Source organism: Pseudoflavonifractor gallinarum, from assembly GCF_014982855.1.
In the GTDB taxonomy this organism is placed as follows: domain Bacteria; phylum Bacillota; class Clostridia; order Oscillospirales; family Oscillospiraceae; genus Pseudoflavonifractor_A; species Pseudoflavonifractor_A gallinarum.
On record NZ_JADCKF010000013.1, the window covers coordinates 41,074 to 58,637 of the forward strand.

Below are 17,564 nucleotides of genomic sequence, written 5' to 3' on the forward strand. Positions count from 1 at the left end.
AAGTAAGACCACAACAAAATAAGATCCAAAGCCCCCGCGGACATCGTCCGCGGGGGCTTTCCAATTCCTATAGAATTAGGCAATGGGGGCTACGCCCAAGGTCATCTCTTCCAGTACTTCCAGCACCATGCGCACTGTGTCCAGAGAGGTAAAGATGGTGGCACCATTTTCCACCGCACAACGGCGGATGAGGGTGCCGTCCTGGTAATGCTCCCCGGAGAGGATTGCGCGGGTATTGACCACACAGTTGATCCGTCCGCTGCGCAGATCCTGGAGGATCTGGTCATCGCCCTCGCAGATCTTACCGTAGACTCGGGTACGCAGACCGCGCTGCCGCAGGTATTGGGCGGTGGCCTGGGTGGCACAGAGACTGTACCCCAGCCGATAAAAGCGCTCGGCTAGAGGGAATGCTTCGGCCTTGTCCTCGTCCGCCACGGTGAAGAGAATGGTGCCGTGGTCGGCTACCCGCACCCCTGAGGCCTGGAGCGCCTTGTACATGGCGCGGGTCAGACTGGGATCGTACCCAATGGCCTCGCCAGTGGACTTCATCTCGGGGGAGAGATAGGCATCCAGTCCGCTGAGTTTGGAGAAGGAGAAGGCGGGGGCCTTCACATACCAGCAGGCGGGACGGACAGGGGGGCGGTCGGCATAGCCCTGTTCCTTGAGCGAGATGCCCAGCATGACCCGGGTGGCGATGTCGGCTAGCGGCAGGCCGGTAGCCTTGGAGAGGAAGGGGACCGTGCGGGAGGAGCGAGGGTTGACCTCGATGATGTAGACCCGGTCCTCTTTGTCCACAATAAACTGGATGTTGTAGAGGCCCTTGATGCCGATGCCGGGGCCCAGCTGGCGGGTATAGGCCTCGATCTGCTCCAGTGCCTTCGGAGAGACTGAGAAGGTGGGGAACACGCTGATCGAATCTCCAGAGTGAATACCCGTCCGCTCCACCAGTTCCATGACACCGGGGAGGAAGACGTCGGTGCCGTCGCAGATGGCGTCTACCTCCAGCTCCTTGCCGGTGATATACTGGTCCACCAGCACGGGCTGGTCCTCATTGACGGCGACCGCGGTGCGCAGGTAAGTGCGCAGGTCCTCCGGTTTGGAGACAATCTGCATGGCCCGGCCGCCCAGCACATAGCTGGGACGCACCAGGATGGGATAACCGATCTCGGCGGCGGCCTGCTCCCCGGCCTCCACACTGGTGACGGCCACACCCTTGGGCTGAGGAATGCCGAGGGAGGAGAGTACCCGCTCAAAGGCGTCTCGGTTTTCGGCCCGCTCGATGGCTTCACAGTCGGTGCCGATGAGGGGCACCCCGCGCCGGGCCAGAGGCTCGGCCAGATTGACGGCAGTCTGTCCGCCCAGACAGGCCACGACGCCCAAGGGCTGTTCCAGCTCCACCACATTCATCACATCCTCCGGTGTGAGGGGCTCAAAGTAGAGCTTGTCGCTGGTGGTATAGTCGGTGGAGACCGTTTCGGGATTGTTATTCAGAAGAATGGCCTCATAGCCGTGGGCGCGGATGGTCTGGACCGCGTGGACAGTGGAGTAGTCAAACTCAATACCCTGCCCGATCCGGATGGGACCGGAGCCCAGGACCAGGATCTTGGGCCGGTCACTGACCCGGGACTCGTTCTCTGCCTCATAGGTGGAGTAGAAGTAGGGAATGTAGCTGTCGAACTCGCTGGCACAGCTGTCGATCATCTTGTAGACCGGCAGGATGCCCTGCTCCTTCCGCAGGGCGCGGAGGGCGTCCTCTTCCATCCCCCAGGCCCGGGCGATCCAGGCATCGGAGAATCCAGCGCGCTTGGCCCGGAGGAGGACACCGGGGTCGCGGGGAGCGGCAGAGAGGGCCTGCTCCAGGGCTACGATGTTCCCCAGTTTATCCAGGAAAAAGGGGTCAATCTGGGTCCGGGCTGCAATGAGCCCGGGGTCCATGCCCAGGCGCAGCAGCTGAGCCACAGCATAGATCCGGTCGTCGGTGCCCAGAGTGATGTAGGAGAGAAGCTCCTCACCGGTCATGGGGTCAAACTTGGGCAGGTGGAGGTGGCAGGCGCCGATCTCCAGAGAGCGTACCGCTTTGAGCAGGCTCTCCTCCACGGTGCGGCCCACGCTCATGACCTCGCCGGTCGCCTTCATCTGGGTGCCCAGGCGGTTGGAGGCGTCGGTAAACTTGTCAAAGGGGAAGCGGGGCATCTTGGTCACCACATAGTCCAGGGCGGGTTCAAAGCAGGCGGGCGTATTGGCCAGCTGGATCTCGTCCAGGTGCAGGCCCACGGCGATCTTGGCCGAGACCCGGGCAATGGGATAGCCGCTGGCCTTGGAGGCCAGGGCCGAGGAGCGGGAGACCCGGGGATTGACTTCAATGACATAGTAGCGGAAGGACTGGGGGTCCAGGGCAAACTGGACATTGCATCCGCCCTCGATGCGCAGGGCGCGGATGAGCCGCAGGGCGCTGTCCCGCAGGAGATGATATTCCTTGTTGGTCAGAGTCTGGCTGGGCGCCACCACGATGGAGTCGCCGGTGTGGATGCCCACGGGGTCCAGATTCTCCATGTTGCAGATGGTGATGGCGGTATCGTTGGCATCCCGGATGACCTCGTATTCGATCTCTTTATAGCCCTTGATGCTTTTTTCCACCAGAACCTGTCCCACGGGGGAGAGCGCCAGGGCGTTGACCAGCAGGTCAGCACACTGCTGGGGATCGTCAGCAAAACCGCCGCCGGTGCCGCCCAGGGTGAAGGCGGGGCGCAGGACCACCGGATAGCCAATGGAATCCGCCGCGGCAAGTCCCTCCTCCACACTGTGGACGGTCTCGGAGGGGAGGACGGGCTCTCCCAGAGACTGGCACAGGGCCTTGAATTCCTCCCGGTCCTCCGCCCGGCGGATGCTCTCCCGGCTGGTGCCCAGCAGCTCCACGCCGCACTCCTCTAGCACGCCCAGGTCGGACAGCTCCATGGCCAGGTTGAGGCCGGTCTGCCCGCCGATGCCGGGGACCAGGGCGTCGGGGCGCTCCCGCCGGAGGATCCGGGCCACATATTCCGCGGTGAGAGGCTCCATATAGACCTTATCGGCCATGGCCGGGTCCGTCATAATGGTGGCCGGGTTGGAGTTGACCAGCAGGACCTCATACCCCTCCTCCCGCAGGGCCAGGCAGGCCTGTGTGCCCGCATAGTCAAATTCGGCGGCCTGGCCGATGACGATGGGGCCGGAGCCGATGACCATGATCTTGTGAATGTCGGTACGCTTAGGCATGGGTCTTGTCCTCCTTCATGAGCTCGATAAACTGGTCAAACAGGTAGCCGCTGTCCTGGGGACCGGGGGCACTCTCCGGGTGGTACTGAACGCTGAAGATTCGTTCTTCGGGGCAGGCCACGCCCTCCACCGTGCCGTCCAACAGGTTGGTGTGGGTGGGGATGAGACCGGTGCCCGCCAGCGAGTCGGCATCCACCGCATAGCTGTGATTCTGGCTGGTGATCTCGATCTTGCCGTCGGAGAGTCGGAGGACGGGGTGATTACCGCCGCGGTGGCCAAATTTGAGCTTATAGGTACGTCCGCCGAAGGCCAGGGAGATGAGCTGATGTCCCAGACAGATGCCAAAAATGGGCCAGCGCCCCCGGATGGCGCGGATGAGCTCGATCACGGGCCCCACATCCTCCGGGTCACCTGGGCCGTTGGAGAAGAAGACCCCATCGGGCTGGTAGAGGGCAATCTCCTCCGCGGTGGTGTTCCAGGGCACTACGGTCACGTTGCAGCCCCGGCGGTTCAGGCTGCGGATGATATTGAGCTTGATGCCGCAGTCCACCGCCACCACATGAAAGCGGTGGTCGGCGGTGCGGGCATACCAGCGCTTTTTACAGCTCACCCGGGAGACGGCGTCCCGTGGTACCGGAGTGGCGCGCAGGCGGGCCAGGGCGGCCTCCCGGGGGACGTCGGCCCCGGTGAGAATGGCCCGTCGGCTGCCGTGGGCACGGATGGAGCGGGTGAGCTGCCGGGTATCCACGCCCCAGAGCCCGGGAATGCCGTTCTCCTCCAAAATCTCCGAGAGGGTCTTGGTGTAGCGGAAATTGCTGGGGCGGTCGTTGTATTCCCGGACCACCAGTGCGCCGATGGTGGGAAAACGGGTCTCAAAATCCTCGTCGGTGATACCGTAATTTCCGATCAGGGGATAGGTCATCACCACCATCTGGTCGGTATAGGAGGGATCGGATACGATCTCCTGATATCCCACCATGGAGGTGTTGAAGACCAGCTCGCACACCCGGTCGGCGGGATAGCCGAATCCGTGGCCGTAATACTCGCTGCCGTCCTCCAGGACCAGCTTTCGTTCCAGTGTTTGCATGGGTGTCATCCTTTCTCTCAGAGGCGTGGGCAAAAAAAGGACGGTGGGCAAATATGCCACACCGTCCAATGCCTATAAGACATCATTTTCCAGGAGGAAGAAAGACTGGGGGAAGAACGCCTTGACCAGATTCATGGTGTTCTTGCTGCTGCCCATACTTTGCTCACCTCCGGGAATTTGCATTGTGCGATATTGTACGGAAAAGAAAGTATACTGTCAAGTATAAAGTTTATTCTTTATAGGAGTGAACAAGAAAAGGGCGGGAAACGCCCCGCAGGATGGTTGCGGCAGGGCAGCACAGAGGGTATAATAAAATGCAAAAAGGCCGCGCTGCTCGGCCTTCTGGAGCAAGGAGGACAGATTGTCATGGAATATGAACTGAGCCGCGACGGCATGACCATCCGGGTGGCGGAGATGGGGGCCGAGATCCAGTCGTTCACGGCCTGCGGCAGAGAGTGGATGTGGAGCGGGGACCCATCTGTGTGGGGACGGCATGCCCCAGCCTGTTTCCCCTGGTGCGGGCGGCTGAAGGACGGCTATTTTGAGCAGGACGGCGTGCGCTATGAGAACGGCCCCCACGGTTTTGCCCGGGAGTATCCCCATACCCTGGTCGGGCAGGATGGGGCGTCCCTCACCTTCCGGCTGGACTGGAATGAGGAGACCTGGAAGCGCTATCCCTGGAAATTCCGGCTGGAGACGGAGTACCGGCTGGTGGAGGGGGTCCTCTCCTCCACCTATCGGGTCTATAACCTGGATGAGCGGGAGATGCCCTTTCAGGCGGGGTTCCACTATGCCCTCGCCCTCCCGCTGACGCCGGGAGGACAGACCGAGGACCACGAGCTGCGCTTTGCCGGCGTGGAGGAGCCCGAGGAGATCCTGACGCTGGAGGGCGGACTGGTCAGCGGACGCCGTCCCCGTTTTACCGGAATGGACCATGTGAAGCTGGACGACCACCTGTTTGATCAGGACTCCATCTGCCTGTCCGGGCTGCGCACTCCCTGGATCGAGCTGGCCAGCCGGACTGGGGAGACGGCCATCCGTCTGGGCATGGAGGGCTTCCCCTACGTGCTCTTCTGGTCCAAGCCCGGCCCGATGCGCTTTGTGTGCATTGAGCCCTGGCATGGTCTGCCGGACGATGCACAGGGGGATCACAATCTCTTCCACCGCCCCGGCATCCGGGTGCTGGGACCGGGGGAATCCTTTACCTGTACCCAGACACTGACACCGCAGGGATAAAACAAAAGGCCGCCGGGATGGAATTCCATCCCGGCGGCCTTTTGTATCCAGTTGGCTTAGAGGGTGCGCAGAGCGTCCTGGAGGGCGGTCTTCTGCGAGGTGCCTGCATCCTTGTGCTCCTTGATGATACGGGCGGGCACACCGGCCACCACGGCTCCGGAGGGAACGTCCTCGATGACCACGCTGCCCGCGGCCACGACAGCGCCCTGCCCCACGTGTACCCCCTCAATGAGGACGGCGTTGGCCCCGATGAGGACGTCGTCCTCCACAATGACGGGTACTGCACTGGCGGGCTCCACCACGCCGGCCAGTACCGCGCCGGCTCCCACATGGCAGTTGCGGCCCACCGTGGCCCGGCCGCCCAGCACCGCGCCCATGTCGATCATGGTGCCGGAGCCCACCACGGCGCCGATATTGAGGATGGCGCCCATCATGATGACCGCATTGTCGCCGATCTCCACCTGGTCCCGGATGATGGCACCCGGCTCAATGCGGGCATTGATGCCCTTCAGATCCAGCAGGGGAATGGCGGAATTGCGGCAGCTGTTCTCCACCACCAGATCGTCGATGCGCTCGGCATTGGCGGCCAGGATGGGGCCCAGCTCCTTCCAGTCCCCGAAGATGACTTTGTCCCCGACGCCGAACACCTGGGCCGAGCCGTAGTCGATGGGGGCTTTTTCCCGGAGGGTGACCTTGACGGGGGTCTTCTTCTCCGCCTGTGCAATATAGTGAATGATTTCCTGTGCGTCCATGTATGATCCTTCTTTCTCAGGGTTGATGGGGAGTGGGGAAGAGCAGGTCCTCCAGAGCGTAGAAGCCGGGCTCTCTGCTGACAAGGAGCCGTGCGGCCCGGAGGGCCCCGGCGGCAAAAATAGAGCGGTTGTCGGCCCGATGGCTCAGATGGAGCTCCTCCTGGGGGCCGAAAAAGGAGACCGTATGGGCGCCCGCCACCGTGCCGCCCCGGAGGGCGTGGACCCCGATCTCCCGGGGAAAACGGCGGGCGGAGCGCCCCTCCCGGCCGTAGACGGTGGAGTAGGTGTGCCCAGGATCCACCGCCTCCAGCAGAAGTTTGGCGGTGCCGCTGGGGGCGTCAGCCTTCTGATTGTGGTGGGTCTCCACGATTTCGATGTCAAAAGCGTCTCCAAGCACTTCTGCAGCCTGGGCGGCCAGGCGGCGAAGGACCGCGATGCCGATGGAGAAGTTGGCGCTGTGCAGTACGGGCGCGTAGTTGCCCAGCTGGCGGAGCAGGTCCATCTGCTGGGGAAGATAGCCGGTGGTGCCGCTGACCAGGGGAGTGCCGGTACGGCGGACATACCCGGCCACCGCGCACAGACTGTCCGGCGCGGAAAAATCCACGATGACGTCGGCCGGGGGAGCCGTGCGCTCCAGATCACTCAGGTTGGTGCGGTGGAAGGCGGCCAGAATGGTGAGATCCTCCTCCTGTTCCACCAGGGTGCGGAGCATGGTGCCCATCCGGCCGGTGCCGACCAGAAGGAGGTTCATGCCAGAACACCTGCCTTTTCCATGGCCTCCCGCAGAGCGGCGCGGGGACCCTCCGACATGGTGGTCAGAGGCAGCCGGTAGCCGCCCACCTCCATGCCCATGAGGTTGAGGGCCTCCTTCACCGGGACGGGATTGACCTCCAGGAACAGGCCGTTGATGACATCCAGATAGCGCAGCTGGGTCTCCAGGGCGGCAGCGCGGTCCCCGCGGAGGTAGTTCCACACCATATCGTGGATCTCCCGGGGCAGGATGTTGGCGGCCACCGAGATCACGCCGCTGGAACCCAGCGCCATCATGGGCAGGACGATGTCGTCGTTGCCGGAATACATGAGAAAATCATCCGAGAGATAGCGGGCGATCTTGGTGGCATAGCTCAGGCTGCCCGAGGCCTCCTTGATGCCCACGATGTTGGGGTGGACCGACAGGCGGCGCACCACGTTTTCCGAGATGGAGCAGCCGGTCCGTCCGGGCACATTGTAGAGAATACAGGGGATGTGGACTGCGTCGGCCACCGTCTTGAAGTGGAGGTACATGCCCTCCTCGTTGGTCTTGTTGTAGTAGGGGGTGATGAGGAGCAGACCGTCCACCCCCAGACGCTCAAAGCTCAGGCTCTTTTCCACCATGGTCTCGGTGCAGTTGGAGCCGCTGCCCGCGATGACCGGGACACGGCCGGCCACCCGCTCGACAGTGTAGGCGCAGACCGCGTCGTCCTCCTCGTGGGTCATGGTGGAGGACTCGCCAGTGGTGCCCAGAATGAGGATGGCATCGGTCTGGTTGGCCAGATGGAAGTCGATCAGCTCCCCCAGCTTTTCAAAATTGACCGATCCATCGGGGTGGAAGGGGGTGATCAGGGCAACGATGGAACCTTGGATGTGTCTGGCGTTCATGTGAAAGACTCCTTTCTCGAATGGCGGACAGATGCCGCGATGCGGACAGAGGAGCGGACACAAAACAAAAAACGCCAGTAGGGCTATGCCTTACTGACGGCCCAGGCTCTCCGGTGCATTTGGGGAGAAACCTGCAGTAAGGATAGCACTCCCGCGGGTCATCCCCGCAGACAGTGCCGCAGATCTTCTCCACGGCCCCACCCGGCCGCCGTGCCCGGCGTCCGAATTCGGCAGGTTCGCCTCCGCCCGGGATCGCTGTCTGCCGACTCCCCCGGGGTATTCTCACCTGCGCCTCTATCCTGAGTTTGGCCTATTTTAGCACGGCGCTGCTTTAGTGTCAAGAAGTTTTTTCTGCGAATTTCACTTGCACCCGGCGTCCTGGGACCGTATAATAGCGGACAAAGAAACCGCGTCTGCGGGGAAATGAGGGATGTAACATGCTCCAACTGCTCCAAACTGTCCGCCGGGATCTCCATCGCATTCCGGAGCTGGATGACCAGCTGCCCCAGACCACGGCCTATCTGCGCCGCGCGCTGGAGGATCTGCCCTGTACGCTCTTTTCCCCGGACGGACGGGCTCTGTGCGCCTGGTTTGACGGGGGGAAGGAGCGGGCTGTGGCCTTCCGGGCGGACATGGACGCCCTGCCCATTTTGGAAAAGACAGGGGCGCCCTATGTCTCCTGTCACCCGGGGCAGATGCACGCCTGCGGCCATGACGGCCATATGGCCATGCTGATCGGCCTGGCCCACACGGTGGCGGAGCGTCTTTCCACACTGCCCCGCAATGTGCTTCTGATCTTCCAGCCCGCCGAGGAGACCACCGGCGGGGCCCGTTCCATCTGCGAGAGCGGCGTGCTGGAGCGCTATGGGGTGGAGCGGATCTACGGCTTCCACCTCTGGCCGAATCTGCCGGCGGGGACGCTGGGCAGTCGTCCGGGGCCCCTGATGGCACGGGCCAGCGAGGTGACGGTACGGATGACCGGCCGCAGCGCCCACATTGCCCGCTGGCAGGAGGGGGCCGACGCCCTGATGGCGGGGGCCCGCTTCCTGTGCGAGGCGGAGGCGTGTACCGGGAAGCTGAACCGGGAGCAGGGTGTATGCCTCCTCAAATTCGGGCGGATGGAGAGCGGGAGCGTCCGCAATGCCATCAGCGCCGAGAGTACGCTGCTGGGCAGTCTCCGAGTGGACTCGGACGAAGTGTTTCAGAGCGCCAAGGAGGAATTGCGTGCGCTGGCCCGAACGGTGGGGGAGCAGTACGGCGTGGAGGCGGAGATCCGGTTCTCCGAGGGATATCCCCCGGTGTGTAACGATCCGGAGCTCTATGCCGCCAGTGCGGCCACCCTGCCGGAGCTGCGTCTTCTGGAGGAGCCCCTCCTGATCGCGGAAGATTTTTCCTTTTACCAGCGCTGTGTGCCGGGCGTCTTTTTCCTGCTGGGGACGGGAACCGGGATCCCGCTCCATGCTGACACCTTCGATTTTGATGAGCAGGTACTGGAGGCAGGGGTTCGGTTCCAGCAGCGCCTGCTGGAGTTAGCCTAGGGAAAACTGTGAGCAGAGAAAGAACATGTCTTTTTAAGACGAACAATAGGGAAACCGGGCCATACCAGAGGATGCGGCACAGGAAGGCCATGTGTCCGAGCGAGGACCGCCCTACCGGGCGGGAGGAAAGAGAGCCTGTTATACCTTTATATAATAAGATATGCGGATTTTGAACCATAGAAGCAGAGAAACGGATGGAAGGATGAGAGAGGCACTGCACTGCCCGCCTGGGTTACCCCGGGCGGGCAGATGAGGGGAGCGACCTGCGCGAGGGACCTCGCTGTGTGCGTGAAACCCGGACTGCACGCGAGCAGAAAACAGACTTGCCAGAGGGGAAAAAGTGTGGTATAAAAGAAGGGTATTAGGCGAAAGCCTCGATCCACGTTTGTCAGGGAAAATCCGACAGACGTGGTTTTCTTTTTTTACAGGAAAAGAAAGGATGGGTCTCTATGAAGCGAAATCTGGGCCTGGATCTTTTGCTGGTGGTACTGGGAAATGCCCTGTACGCCTTCGGCGTGGCGGCCTTCCTGCTGCCCGGCGGGCTGATCACCGGGGGGACCACCGGAATCGCGCTGTTTGTGCGGCACTGCTTTCCGATCTCGATCTCCGCGTTCGTGCTGGGCTTCAATGTGGTGATGCTGCTGCTGGGGCTGGCGGTGCTGGGGCGGAAGTTTGCGGCCACCACGGTGCTGAGCAGCCTGCTCTACCCCGTGCTTTTGGAGCTGTGGGAGCGCGTGCTGCCGGCACAGGCCATCACGCAGGACGTGATCCTGTGCACTGCCTTCGGTGGAATGTGCATCGGCGCGGGCCTGGGAATCGTCATTCGCACCGGAGCGTCCACGGGTGGCATGGACATCCCGCCCCTGGTGCTCAACCGACTCTTTCATCTCCCGGTGGCACCCATGCTCTATGGATTTGATATGGTCATCCTGCTGCTCCAGGCGCTGTTCAGCGACTGGGAACAGATTTTGTACGGGATTTTGCTGGTCTTCATCTATACGGCGGTGCTGAACAAGGTGCTGGTCTTGGGTCAGCAGAAGGTGGAGGTCAAAGTGGTCAGCGAAAAGGTGGAGGAGATCCGCCGAGCCGTCCTCTCCCAGGTGGACCGGGGCGGGACCCTTCTCCAGAGCCGCACGGGCTATATGCTGCGGGAGACCGAGATGCTCCTCTCCGTAGTCTCCCCCATGGAGCTGGGGAAGGTGGAGCGTCTGATCCATGACATCGACCCGGAGGCATTCCTGATCGTCAGCCGGGTCAGTGAGGTGAGCGGCCGAGGCTTTACCCGGGCCAAACGCTATCTCGCTTCGGCCGAGACGGGCAAGTAACTAGAATAAAAAATACCCCTTCCCATTCACACACCCGCCGGGGTGGACTTTGAGGCGGCCCGCCGTCTGGGCATCAAGGCAGTATGGGCCCTGTCCCTGCCGGGAAAAGTGGCGCCGGTGACGGCGGCCAGAGCCATCAAGAGTACCATCTATAATATCCTCAACGAATTGGGAGTGTGAATATGGAAGAGATCCATGTGGGATTTGCCTTTACCGGCTCTTTTTGTACTTACGCCAAGGCTATGGAGACCCTGGAGCGGGTGGCGGAGCGCTATGGCAGCGTGACGCCCATTGTCTCCGAACGGGGGGCGGGAACCGACTCCCGCTTTGGCAACGCCGCTGATTTTGTGGCCGAGATGGAGCGCATCTGCGGCAAACGGGTGGTGGACTCGGTGGTCAAGGCCGAGCCCATCGGGCCCAAAAAGCTGCTGGATGTGTTGGTGATCTGTCCCTGTACTGGGAATACACTGGCGAAACTGGCCGCCGGGATCACCGATTCCTCGGTCACTATGGCAGCCAAGGCCCACCTGCGCAACGGGCGTCCCCTGGTACTGGCAGTGGCCACCAATGACGGTCTGGCCGGGGCGGCCCGCAACATCGGTACGCTGCTGGACAAGAAGCACGTCTATTTTGTCCCCTTCGGCCAGGATGATCCGGAGCACAAGCCCACCTCTCTGGTGGCGGATTTTGACCGGGTACCTGAGACCATTGACGCCGCCCTCTGCGAGAGACAGATCCAGCCAATTTTGCTGCGGGAATGAATTCCGAAACCGGAAAAGGAGCGCTTCTCTGCCCGAATTTGGGGTGGAGCGGAGCGCTCCTTTTTCTTGCCATTTTCATAGAGGCGTGGTAGGATAAAAGAGCTCGCGGCCCCCAATACTTTGCAGGGGGAGGAGAAGTACCCGCGATGGATGCGGGAATGGATATCAAGAGCAAAAGGAGTCGTTTTCATCTATGATCGCATTTCATACACCGGAACTGGCAGACAAGTCCTGGGTGGACAAGCTGCTGCTGGGAGCGGATTCCAGAGGATGTGAATACAGTTTTACCAATCTCTATACCTGGCGCCACGCGTTCCACTACGCCATCGCCCCGGTGGAGGGATTTCTGGCGGCCCGTCTGTGTGGAAAGCTGGGGTGCAGCTATCTCTACCCCGCAGGGGAGGGGGAGGTAGAGCAGGTGCTGCATGCACTGGCCCAAGACGCCGATGAGCGGGGGGAACCCTTCCGCTTGGTCTGCCTGTCCAAGGAACAGGCGGAAGGACTGGAGGCCCGTTTCCCCGGATGCTTTCAGATCGAAGCGGACCGGGACAGCTTTGATTACCTCTATGAGATCGATCGGCTGGCGGAGCTCCCCGGCAAACAGCTGCATGCCAAACGAAACCACATCAATGCCTTTATCCGCGCCTTTCCGCACTGGACCTATGAGGAGATGACTCCGGCCGTCCTGCCGGAGTGCCTGGAGATGGACAAGGAGTGGTACCGGCGCAGCCGGGAGCGGGAAGGAGCAGCGGAGGCCGGGGATCTGGGCAATGAGGGGCTGGCCCTCCGGGATGCCATTGCCCACTTTGAAGAGCTGGGACTGGAAGGCGGCGTGATCCGGGTCTACGGGGAAGTGGTTGCCTTTACCATGGGGGACCGGCTGGGAAAGGACTGCTATGACGTCCACTTTGAGAAGGCCTATAACGAGCTGCGGGGCGGCTACACGCTGATCAACCGGGAATTTGCCCGCTGGGTCCGAAACCGCTATCCCGATGTGCGTTATCTCAACCGGGAGGATGACATGGGTGTCCCCGGGCTGCGGAAGGCCAAGGAGTCCTATTATCCGGACTGCATGGTGGAAAAATACAGCGCTACGTTGAAAAAAGATACAAAATTTTGATAAACTAGCGCGATAAAGCGGCGGGCTGTTACTACAAAAAAGTACGAGGGGCCTAACAAATGTCTCTTGACTGAGGACATAATTTAAGATAAAATATAAAAACTGCGTAAAAGTAGGGCGCAGAGGGCCTCAGAAGGGTTAGAATGGAACGAAAACTGAAATAATTTTTCAAGCATCCGGGCGCTTGAAAAGTGGTTTCAGATTCACTCATTCACCGGAAAGAAAGGCCCTCTGAAACAGAGTGGAGAAAGAAAGTTTAGGAAGTGAAGAAATGGCAAAGTACATATTGAAGCGAGTCGTTATGGCAATCATTACGGTCCTCATCGTGTCCTGTGTCACCTTCCTGCTGATGATGTCGGTGCCTGGCAGCCCGTTTGCCTCGGAAAAAGCGCTGACGCCGCAGCAGCAGGCCACACTGGATGCAAAGTACGGCTTTGACAAGCCGCTGCCCATTCAGATGGTGAATTACCTGAAAAATGCGCTGCACGGCGATCTGGGCGAGTCCCTGAAGATGCAGAAGGGACGCCCGGTAGCCGAGATCATTGCGGATATGTTCCCCATCTCCGCCAAGATCGGCGTGATCGCCCTGGCCTGGGCTGTGGTGGTCGGTATCCTGCTGGGCTGTTTGGCCGCCTATTACCGAGGGAAGTGGGTGGACAGCCTGCTGCGCGTGGTCTGTACCTTAGGTATCTCCATGCCGGGATTTGTCGTGGCCTCGTTCCTGCTGATCCTGTTCTGTTCCCCGGTGGGACCGGAGCTGCTGAAGAGTTTTGAGCTGACCGCCATCTTTAACCCGGATCTGGGCGCCAAGGCCTATTTCATGCCCTGCTTCGCACTGGGCCTCTATCCCATGTGCTACACCGCCCGGCTGACCCGGTCTTCCATGCTGGACGCCATCAATCAGGAGTATATCAAGACTGCCCGGGCCAAGGGCCTGAAGGGCGGCAAGATCATCTTCAAGCACGCCCTGCGCAACGCCCTCATCCCCGTCATCACCTACCTGGGCCCCCTGGTTGCCTTCACCCTGTGCGGCGGCTTCGTGGTGGAGAGCGTGTTCTCCATCCCCGGCCTGGGCCGCTATCTGGTGCAGTCCATCACCAACCGCGACTACTTTGTGATTATGGGCACGACCATCTTCCTGGCGACCTTTGTGGTCCTCATGAACCTGGTGGTGGATATCATCTACAAGCTGGTCGATCCCCGCATCGATCTGACGAAAGGAGAGTAACCAATGGCGAATCGAAAGAAAAAACCGGTCATCGGCTCTCTCCAGCCCGATGTGGACTCCATGCTGGATTGGAATACCCTGACCAACGATGATTTTGCGCCTGCCTCCAGTGAGGAGAAGGCCGACTTTATTCAGCAGCGCAAGAGCGTATCCTACTGGTCGGACGCCTGGCGCCGCCTGCGCAAGAACGTGGTGGCCATGGTGGCTCTGGGCGTCATCGTGCTGCTGATCCTCTTTGCCTTTGTGGGCCCCATGCTGGTGCCCTATGGGTATGAGCAGCGCAACCTGGGCGCCGAGAATCTCTATCCTCACCACTACACCCTGGAGGAACAGGAGCAGTACCGCCAGGCTACCAGCACCCTGGACCCCCAGGAGGCGGTGGAGCAGGCCCGTGCCGAGGCTGAGGCCAAGGGCGAGAAGCTCACCAGCCGTGAGGAGGCTCTGATCCGCGCCAAGGCCAAGACCGGCGGAGAGTATGCCGGTATGTCCGAGGAGGAGGTCTATGCCGCTCTGGGCATTCACAGCCATCCCTTTGGATACTCCAATGAGGAGCTCGAGCGCATCGCCAACGGCGAGAAGGTGTTCCCCCATGTGTTCGGTACCGATAAGCTGGGCCGTGATATCATGGTGCGCACCATGTACGGCACCCGGGTGTCCATGACCATCGGTCTGGCCGCCGCCTTTATCGTGCTCATCATCGGCTCCCTGTACGGCTCCATCTCCGGCTACTTTGGCGGCAAGGTGGACGTGGTCATGCAGCGCATCGTCGACGTTATCTACTCCGTACCTGAGGTGCTGGTCATCCTGCTGATCTCCACCAGTATGAGCCCCCATATCACCCAGTTTATCTCGGACCATCAGGGCAACGCTCTGGCGGAGTTCATGCGCACCATCGGCCCCAACCTGATCGCCATGTTCATCGCCTTCGGCCTTCTGTACTGGGTCAGCCTGAGCCGCATCATCCGCGGTCAGATCCTCCAGCTCAAGCAGCAGGAGTATGTCACCGCGGCCCGGGCGCTGGGCGCCTCCGGCGGACGCATTATCCGGCGCCACCTGCTGCCCAACTGCATCGGCCAGATCGTGGTGACCACCTGCCTGCAGATCCCCTCCGCCATCTTCCTGGAGTCCTTCATGTCCTACCTGGGCGTGGGCGTGTCCGCCCCGCTGACCAGCCTGGGCTCCATGTGCCGGGACGCGCTGAGCGGCTTTACCACCTATACCTACCGCCTGATCATTCCGGCTGTCATCATCAGTGTGATGATCCTGGCCTTCAACCTGTTTGGCGACGGCCTGCGCGACGCGCTGGATCCGCGCCTGAAGAAGTAAGAGAGGAGGAGCGAGCATGGATCGGAACAAAGAGAACGAGGAGCGCCGGGACGGGCAGCTCCACACCGAAGCACCGGCCAGCGGCGAGAAGCTGCTGGAAGTGAAGGACCTGCGGGTCTCCTTCTTTACCCCCGCCGGCGAAGTCAAGGCCGTGGGCGGGATCAGCTATGAGCTCAACTACGGCGAGGTCATGGGCATCGTGGGCGAGTCTGGCTCCGGCAAGAGCCAGGAGGCCTACTCCATCATCGGCCTGCTCCAGTCCCCCGGCAAAGTGGTGGGCGGCTCCATCCATTTTGAGGGCCGGGACGTCCTTGCCTTCAACAAGGATCAGATGACCCAGTTCCGGGGCAGCGAAGTGGCCATGATCTTCCAGAACCCCATGACCTGCCTCAACCCGGTCTACACCGTGGGCAACCAGCTGGTGGAGGCCCTCAAGGCCCACGACAAGAAGATCTCCAAGGCCGACGCGGAAAAGCGCGCCATGGAGATGCTGGAGCTGGTGGGCATCAACAACGTGGAAAAGCGGATGAAGCAGTATCCCCATGAGTTTTCCGGAGGCATGCGCCAGCGCGTGATGATCGCCATGGGCCTGATCTGCCATCCCAAGCTGCTCATTGCCGATGAGCCCACCACCGCTCTGGACGTGACCATCCAGGCCCAGATCCTGGAGCTCATGAAGGACCTGCAGAAGAAGACCCAGATGGGTATTATCTTCATCACCCATAACCTGGGCGTGGTGGCGGAGATCTGCGACAAGGTCTCGGTCATGTACGCCGGAAAGATCGTGGAGCAGGGTAAGGTAGACGATATTTTCTACCGCACCGGTCACCCCTATACCATGGGACTGCTGCGCTCGATGCCCCGTGTGGACGCGGAGAGCCACGAGCGCCTGATCCCTATTGAGGGTACCCCTGTGGATATGCTCAACCCGCCCGAGGGCTGTCCCTTTGCGCCCCGCTGCGAGCACTGCATGAAGATCTGCCTGCAGAAGATGCCCCCCTATGTGGAACTGGGTGAGGGCCACCGCGCCGCCTGCTGGCTGCGGGTGCAGGATGAGCTGAAGAAGCAGAGAGAGGAGGGCGCGCAGAATGGCTGAGGATAAAATTCTGCTGGAAGTCCAGAACCTGAAAAAATACTTCCCCGTCAAGGGAACCAAGGGCCCCGGCGTGCAGGCGGTGGAAAACGTGTCCCTCTTCATCCGGAAGGGTGAGACCCTGGGCCTGGTGGGCGAGTCCGGCTGTGGTAAAACCACGCTGGGCCGCACCATTTTGCAGCTCCATGAGCCCACCTCCGGCAAGATCGTCTATGACGGAGAGACCATTTTTGAGGGCGCCGATCCCTGGCAGAAGGACGCCCAGGGCCACGCCACCCGGGTTAAGGTGGCCAAGCCCAAGATGGTGAATATGCTGCCCTACCGCCGGAAGATGCAGATCATCTTCCAGGATCCCTCTGCCTCTCTGGACCCCCGTATGACGGTGGGTGAGATCATCGGCGAGGCGCTGGATATCCACAAGCTCTACGCCAGCAAGGCCGAGCGCACCGATCGCATCAAGGAACTGCTGGGCATGGTCGGACTGAACACCGAACACGCCAACCGCTATCCCCATGAGTTCTCCGGCGGCCAGCAGCAGCGCGTGGGCATCGCCCGCGCCCTGGCGGTGAAGCCCGAGTTCATCGTCTGTGACGAGCCCATCTCCGCACTGGACGTGTCCATCCAGTCCCAGGTGGTCAACATGCTGGAGGATATGCAGAACGAGATGGGGCTGACCTATCTCTTCATTGCCCACGATCTCTCCGTGGTGCGCCACATCTCCAGCCGCATCGGCGTAATGTATCTGGGTTCCCTGGTGGAGCTGGCGGAGAGCTATGAGCTCAACAAGCACCCCCTCCACCCCTATACCAAGACCCTGCTCTCCGCTGTGCCGGTTCCCGACCCCGAGGTCAGCCGCCAGCGCCAGCGCATCGTCCTGGAGGGTGACATTCCCTCTCCCATGAATCCCCCGACGGGCTGCCGGTTCCATACCCGCTGCCCCTATGCTACCAAGGAGTGCAGCGAGGCCGCCCCGGTTTTCCGGGAGGTGGAGCCCGGTCACTGGGCCGCCTGCCATCTGCTGAACAAGTAATTTTCCTGTCCGCGTAGATTGGACGTATCTGCCGTGGGAAAACGGGGATAAGCACTGTTGGATATGTGACTATTTTGCAGAGAATTTTGTTGCATCCAATGGAGTGTCATTGTATTTAAATGCAGAATCCTCGCGGAAAGGCGAAGAAAACCCGAGTTTTCTTCGCCTTTCCTTCCTA

Annotated in this window: 14 protein-coding genes, 1 pseudogene and 1 riboswitch; of the genes and pseudogenes, 10 read left to right on the top strand and 5 right to left on the bottom strand. The window is 61.2% G+C overall.

Features of this window, described 5'->3' with window-relative positions; translation table 11 throughout:
- Nucleotides 1-75: 75 nt before the first annotated feature.
- Nucleotides 76-3,252, bottom strand: a complete 3,177-nt coding sequence (carB, locus tag INF37_RS13355; protein WP_193538814.1) for a carbamoyl-phosphate synthase large subunit — start codon at nucleotides 3,250-3,252, stop codon at nucleotides 76-78.
- Nucleotides 3,245-4,339 (bottom strand): glutamine-hydrolyzing carbamoyl-phosphate synthase small subunit, encoded by a 1,095-nt coding sequence (carA, locus tag INF37_RS13360; protein ID WP_193538816.1) that lies wholly within the window; start codon nucleotides 4,337-4,339, stop codon nucleotides 3,245-3,247. Before carA ends, carB begins: the two co-directional genes overlap by 8 nt.
- Nucleotides 4,340-4,705: 366 nt before the next feature.
- On the opposite strand from carA, the gene INF37_RS13365 reads away from it, so the two are divergent.
- Nucleotides 4,706-5,575: an aldose 1-epimerase family protein gene (locus tag INF37_RS13365; protein ID WP_193538818.1), complete on the top strand. Its 870-nt coding sequence runs from the start codon at nucleotides 4,706-4,708 to the stop codon at nucleotides 5,573-5,575.
- 56 nt (nucleotides 5,576-5,631) lie between these two features.
- Here INF37_RS13365 and dapD read toward each other — a convergent pair whose 3' ends face one another.
- From dapD to dapA, 3 genes are read right to left on the bottom strand one after another with little or no spacing between them, the layout of a single operon-like run.
- On the bottom strand, nucleotides 5,632-6,327 hold the full coding sequence (dapD, locus tag INF37_RS13370) for a 2,3,4,5-tetrahydropyridine-2,6-dicarboxylate N-acetyltransferase (RefSeq protein ID WP_193538820.1): 696 nt from the start codon (nucleotides 6,325-6,327) through the stop codon (nucleotides 5,632-5,634).
- 16 nt (nucleotides 6,328-6,343) lie between these two features.
- On the bottom strand, nucleotides 6,344-7,078 hold the full coding sequence (gene dapB, locus INF37_RS13375) for a 4-hydroxy-tetrahydrodipicolinate reductase (RefSeq protein ID WP_193538822.1): 735 nt from the start codon (nucleotides 7,076-7,078) through the stop codon (nucleotides 6,344-6,346).
- Nucleotides 7,075-7,965: a 4-hydroxy-tetrahydrodipicolinate synthase gene (gene dapA, locus INF37_RS13380; RefSeq protein WP_193538824.1), complete on the bottom strand. Its 891-nt coding sequence runs from the start codon at nucleotides 7,963-7,965 to the stop codon at nucleotides 7,075-7,077. Before dapA ends, dapB begins: the two co-directional genes overlap by 4 nt.
- A gap of 135 nt (nucleotides 7,966-8,100) precedes the next feature.
- Nucleotides 8,101-8,270, bottom strand: a riboswitch (Lysine riboswitch).
- Nucleotides 8,271-8,402: 132 nt separating this feature from the next.
- Here dapA and INF37_RS13385 point away from each other — a divergent pair.
- The 9 genes and pseudogenes from INF37_RS13385 to INF37_RS13420 all read left to right on the top strand — a co-directional run bounded on the left by INF37_RS13385 (nucleotide 8,403) and on the right by INF37_RS13420 (nucleotide 17,386).
- Complete coding sequence (locus INF37_RS13385) at nucleotides 8,403-9,503, top strand: M20 metallopeptidase family protein (protein WP_193538826.1); 1,101 nt, start codon at nucleotides 8,403-8,405, stop codon at nucleotides 9,501-9,503.
- 449 nt (nucleotides 9,504-9,952) lie between these two features.
- A complete protein-coding gene (locus INF37_RS13390; protein WP_101691052.1) occupies nucleotides 9,953-10,828 on the top strand; it encodes a YitT family protein in 876 nt (291 codons plus the stop codon).
- A gap of 33 nt (nucleotides 10,829-10,861) precedes the next feature.
- Nucleotides 10,862-11,008, top strand: a pseudogene (locus INF37_RS15780) (NAD(P)-dependent oxidoreductase); the annotation flags it as partial.
- Between the two features lie 2 nt (nucleotides 11,009-11,010).
- Nucleotides 11,011-11,589, top strand: coding sequence for a dipicolinate synthase subunit B (locus INF37_RS13395; protein WP_101691053.1), 579 nt, complete (start codon nucleotides 11,011-11,013; stop codon nucleotides 11,587-11,589).
- Nucleotides 11,590-11,782: 193 nt separating this feature from the next.
- Nucleotides 11,783-12,709, top strand: coding sequence for a DUF2156 domain-containing protein (locus tag INF37_RS13400; protein WP_193538828.1), 927 nt, complete (start codon nucleotides 11,783-11,785; stop codon nucleotides 12,707-12,709).
- A gap of 271 nt (nucleotides 12,710-12,980) precedes the next feature.
- A complete protein-coding gene (locus INF37_RS13405) occupies nucleotides 12,981-13,937 on the top strand; it encodes an ABC transporter permease (protein WP_101691055.1) in 957 nt (318 codons plus the stop codon).
- 3 nt (nucleotides 13,938-13,940) lie between these two features.
- Complete coding sequence (locus INF37_RS13410; protein ID WP_101691056.1) at nucleotides 13,941-15,263, top strand: ABC transporter permease; 1,323 nt, start codon at nucleotides 13,941-13,943, stop codon at nucleotides 15,261-15,263.
- Nucleotides 15,264-15,279: 16 nt separating this feature from the next.
- Nucleotides 15,280-16,359: an ABC transporter ATP-binding protein gene (locus tag INF37_RS13415; protein ID WP_235964343.1), complete on the top strand. Its 1,080-nt coding sequence runs from the start codon at nucleotides 15,280-15,282 to the stop codon at nucleotides 16,357-16,359.
- Nucleotides 16,352-17,386: an ABC transporter ATP-binding protein gene (locus INF37_RS13420; protein ID WP_101691057.1), complete on the top strand. Its 1,035-nt coding sequence runs from the start codon at nucleotides 16,352-16,354 to the stop codon at nucleotides 17,384-17,386. The genes INF37_RS13415 and INF37_RS13420 overlap by 8 nt, the downstream gene beginning before the upstream one ends.
- The last annotated feature ends 178 nt before the right edge of the window (nucleotides 17,387-17,564 follow it).

Bases quoted from the DNA above. Each gene is read 5' to 3' on its own strand.
- carB (WP_193538814.1), bottom strand. From the start codon at position 3,252: ATGCCTAAGCGTACCGACATTCACAAGATCATGGTCATCGGCTCCGGC.
- carA (WP_193538816.1), bottom strand. From the start codon at position 4,339: ATGCAAACACTGGAACGAAAGCTGGTCCTGGAGGACGGCAGCGAGTAT.
- INF37_RS13365 (WP_193538818.1), top strand. From the start codon at position 4,706: ATGGAATATGAACTGAGCCGCGACGGCATGACCATCCGGGTGGCGGAG.
- dapD (WP_193538820.1), bottom strand. From the start codon at position 6,327: ATGGACGCACAGGAAATCATTCACTATATTGCACAGGCGGAGAAGAAG.
- dapB (WP_193538822.1), bottom strand. From the start codon at position 7,078: ATGAACCTCCTTCTGGTCGGCACCGGCCGGATGGGCACCATGCTCCGC.
- dapA (WP_193538824.1), bottom strand. From the start codon at position 7,965: ATGAACGCCAGACACATCCAAGGTTCCATCGTTGCCCTGATCACCCCC.
- INF37_RS13385 (WP_193538826.1), top strand. From the start codon at position 8,403: ATGCTCCAACTGCTCCAAACTGTCCGCCGGGATCTCCATCGCATTCCG.
- INF37_RS13390 (WP_101691052.1), top strand. From the start codon at position 9,953: ATGAAGCGAAATCTGGGCCTGGATCTTTTGCTGGTGGTACTGGGAAAT.
- INF37_RS13395 (WP_101691053.1), top strand. From the start codon at position 11,011: ATGGAAGAGATCCATGTGGGATTTGCCTTTACCGGCTCTTTTTGTACT.
- INF37_RS13400 (WP_193538828.1), top strand. From the start codon at position 11,783: ATGATCGCATTTCATACACCGGAACTGGCAGACAAGTCCTGGGTGGAC.
- INF37_RS13405 (WP_101691055.1), top strand. From the start codon at position 12,981: ATGGCAAAGTACATATTGAAGCGAGTCGTTATGGCAATCATTACGGTC.
- INF37_RS13410 (WP_101691056.1), top strand. From the start codon at position 13,941: ATGGCGAATCGAAAGAAAAAACCGGTCATCGGCTCTCTCCAGCCCGAT.
- INF37_RS13415 (WP_235964343.1), top strand. From the start codon at position 15,280: ATGGATCGGAACAAAGAGAACGAGGAGCGCCGGGACGGGCAGCTCCAC.
- INF37_RS13420 (WP_101691057.1), top strand. From the start codon at position 16,352: ATGGCTGAGGATAAAATTCTGCTGGAAGTCCAGAACCTGAAAAAATAC.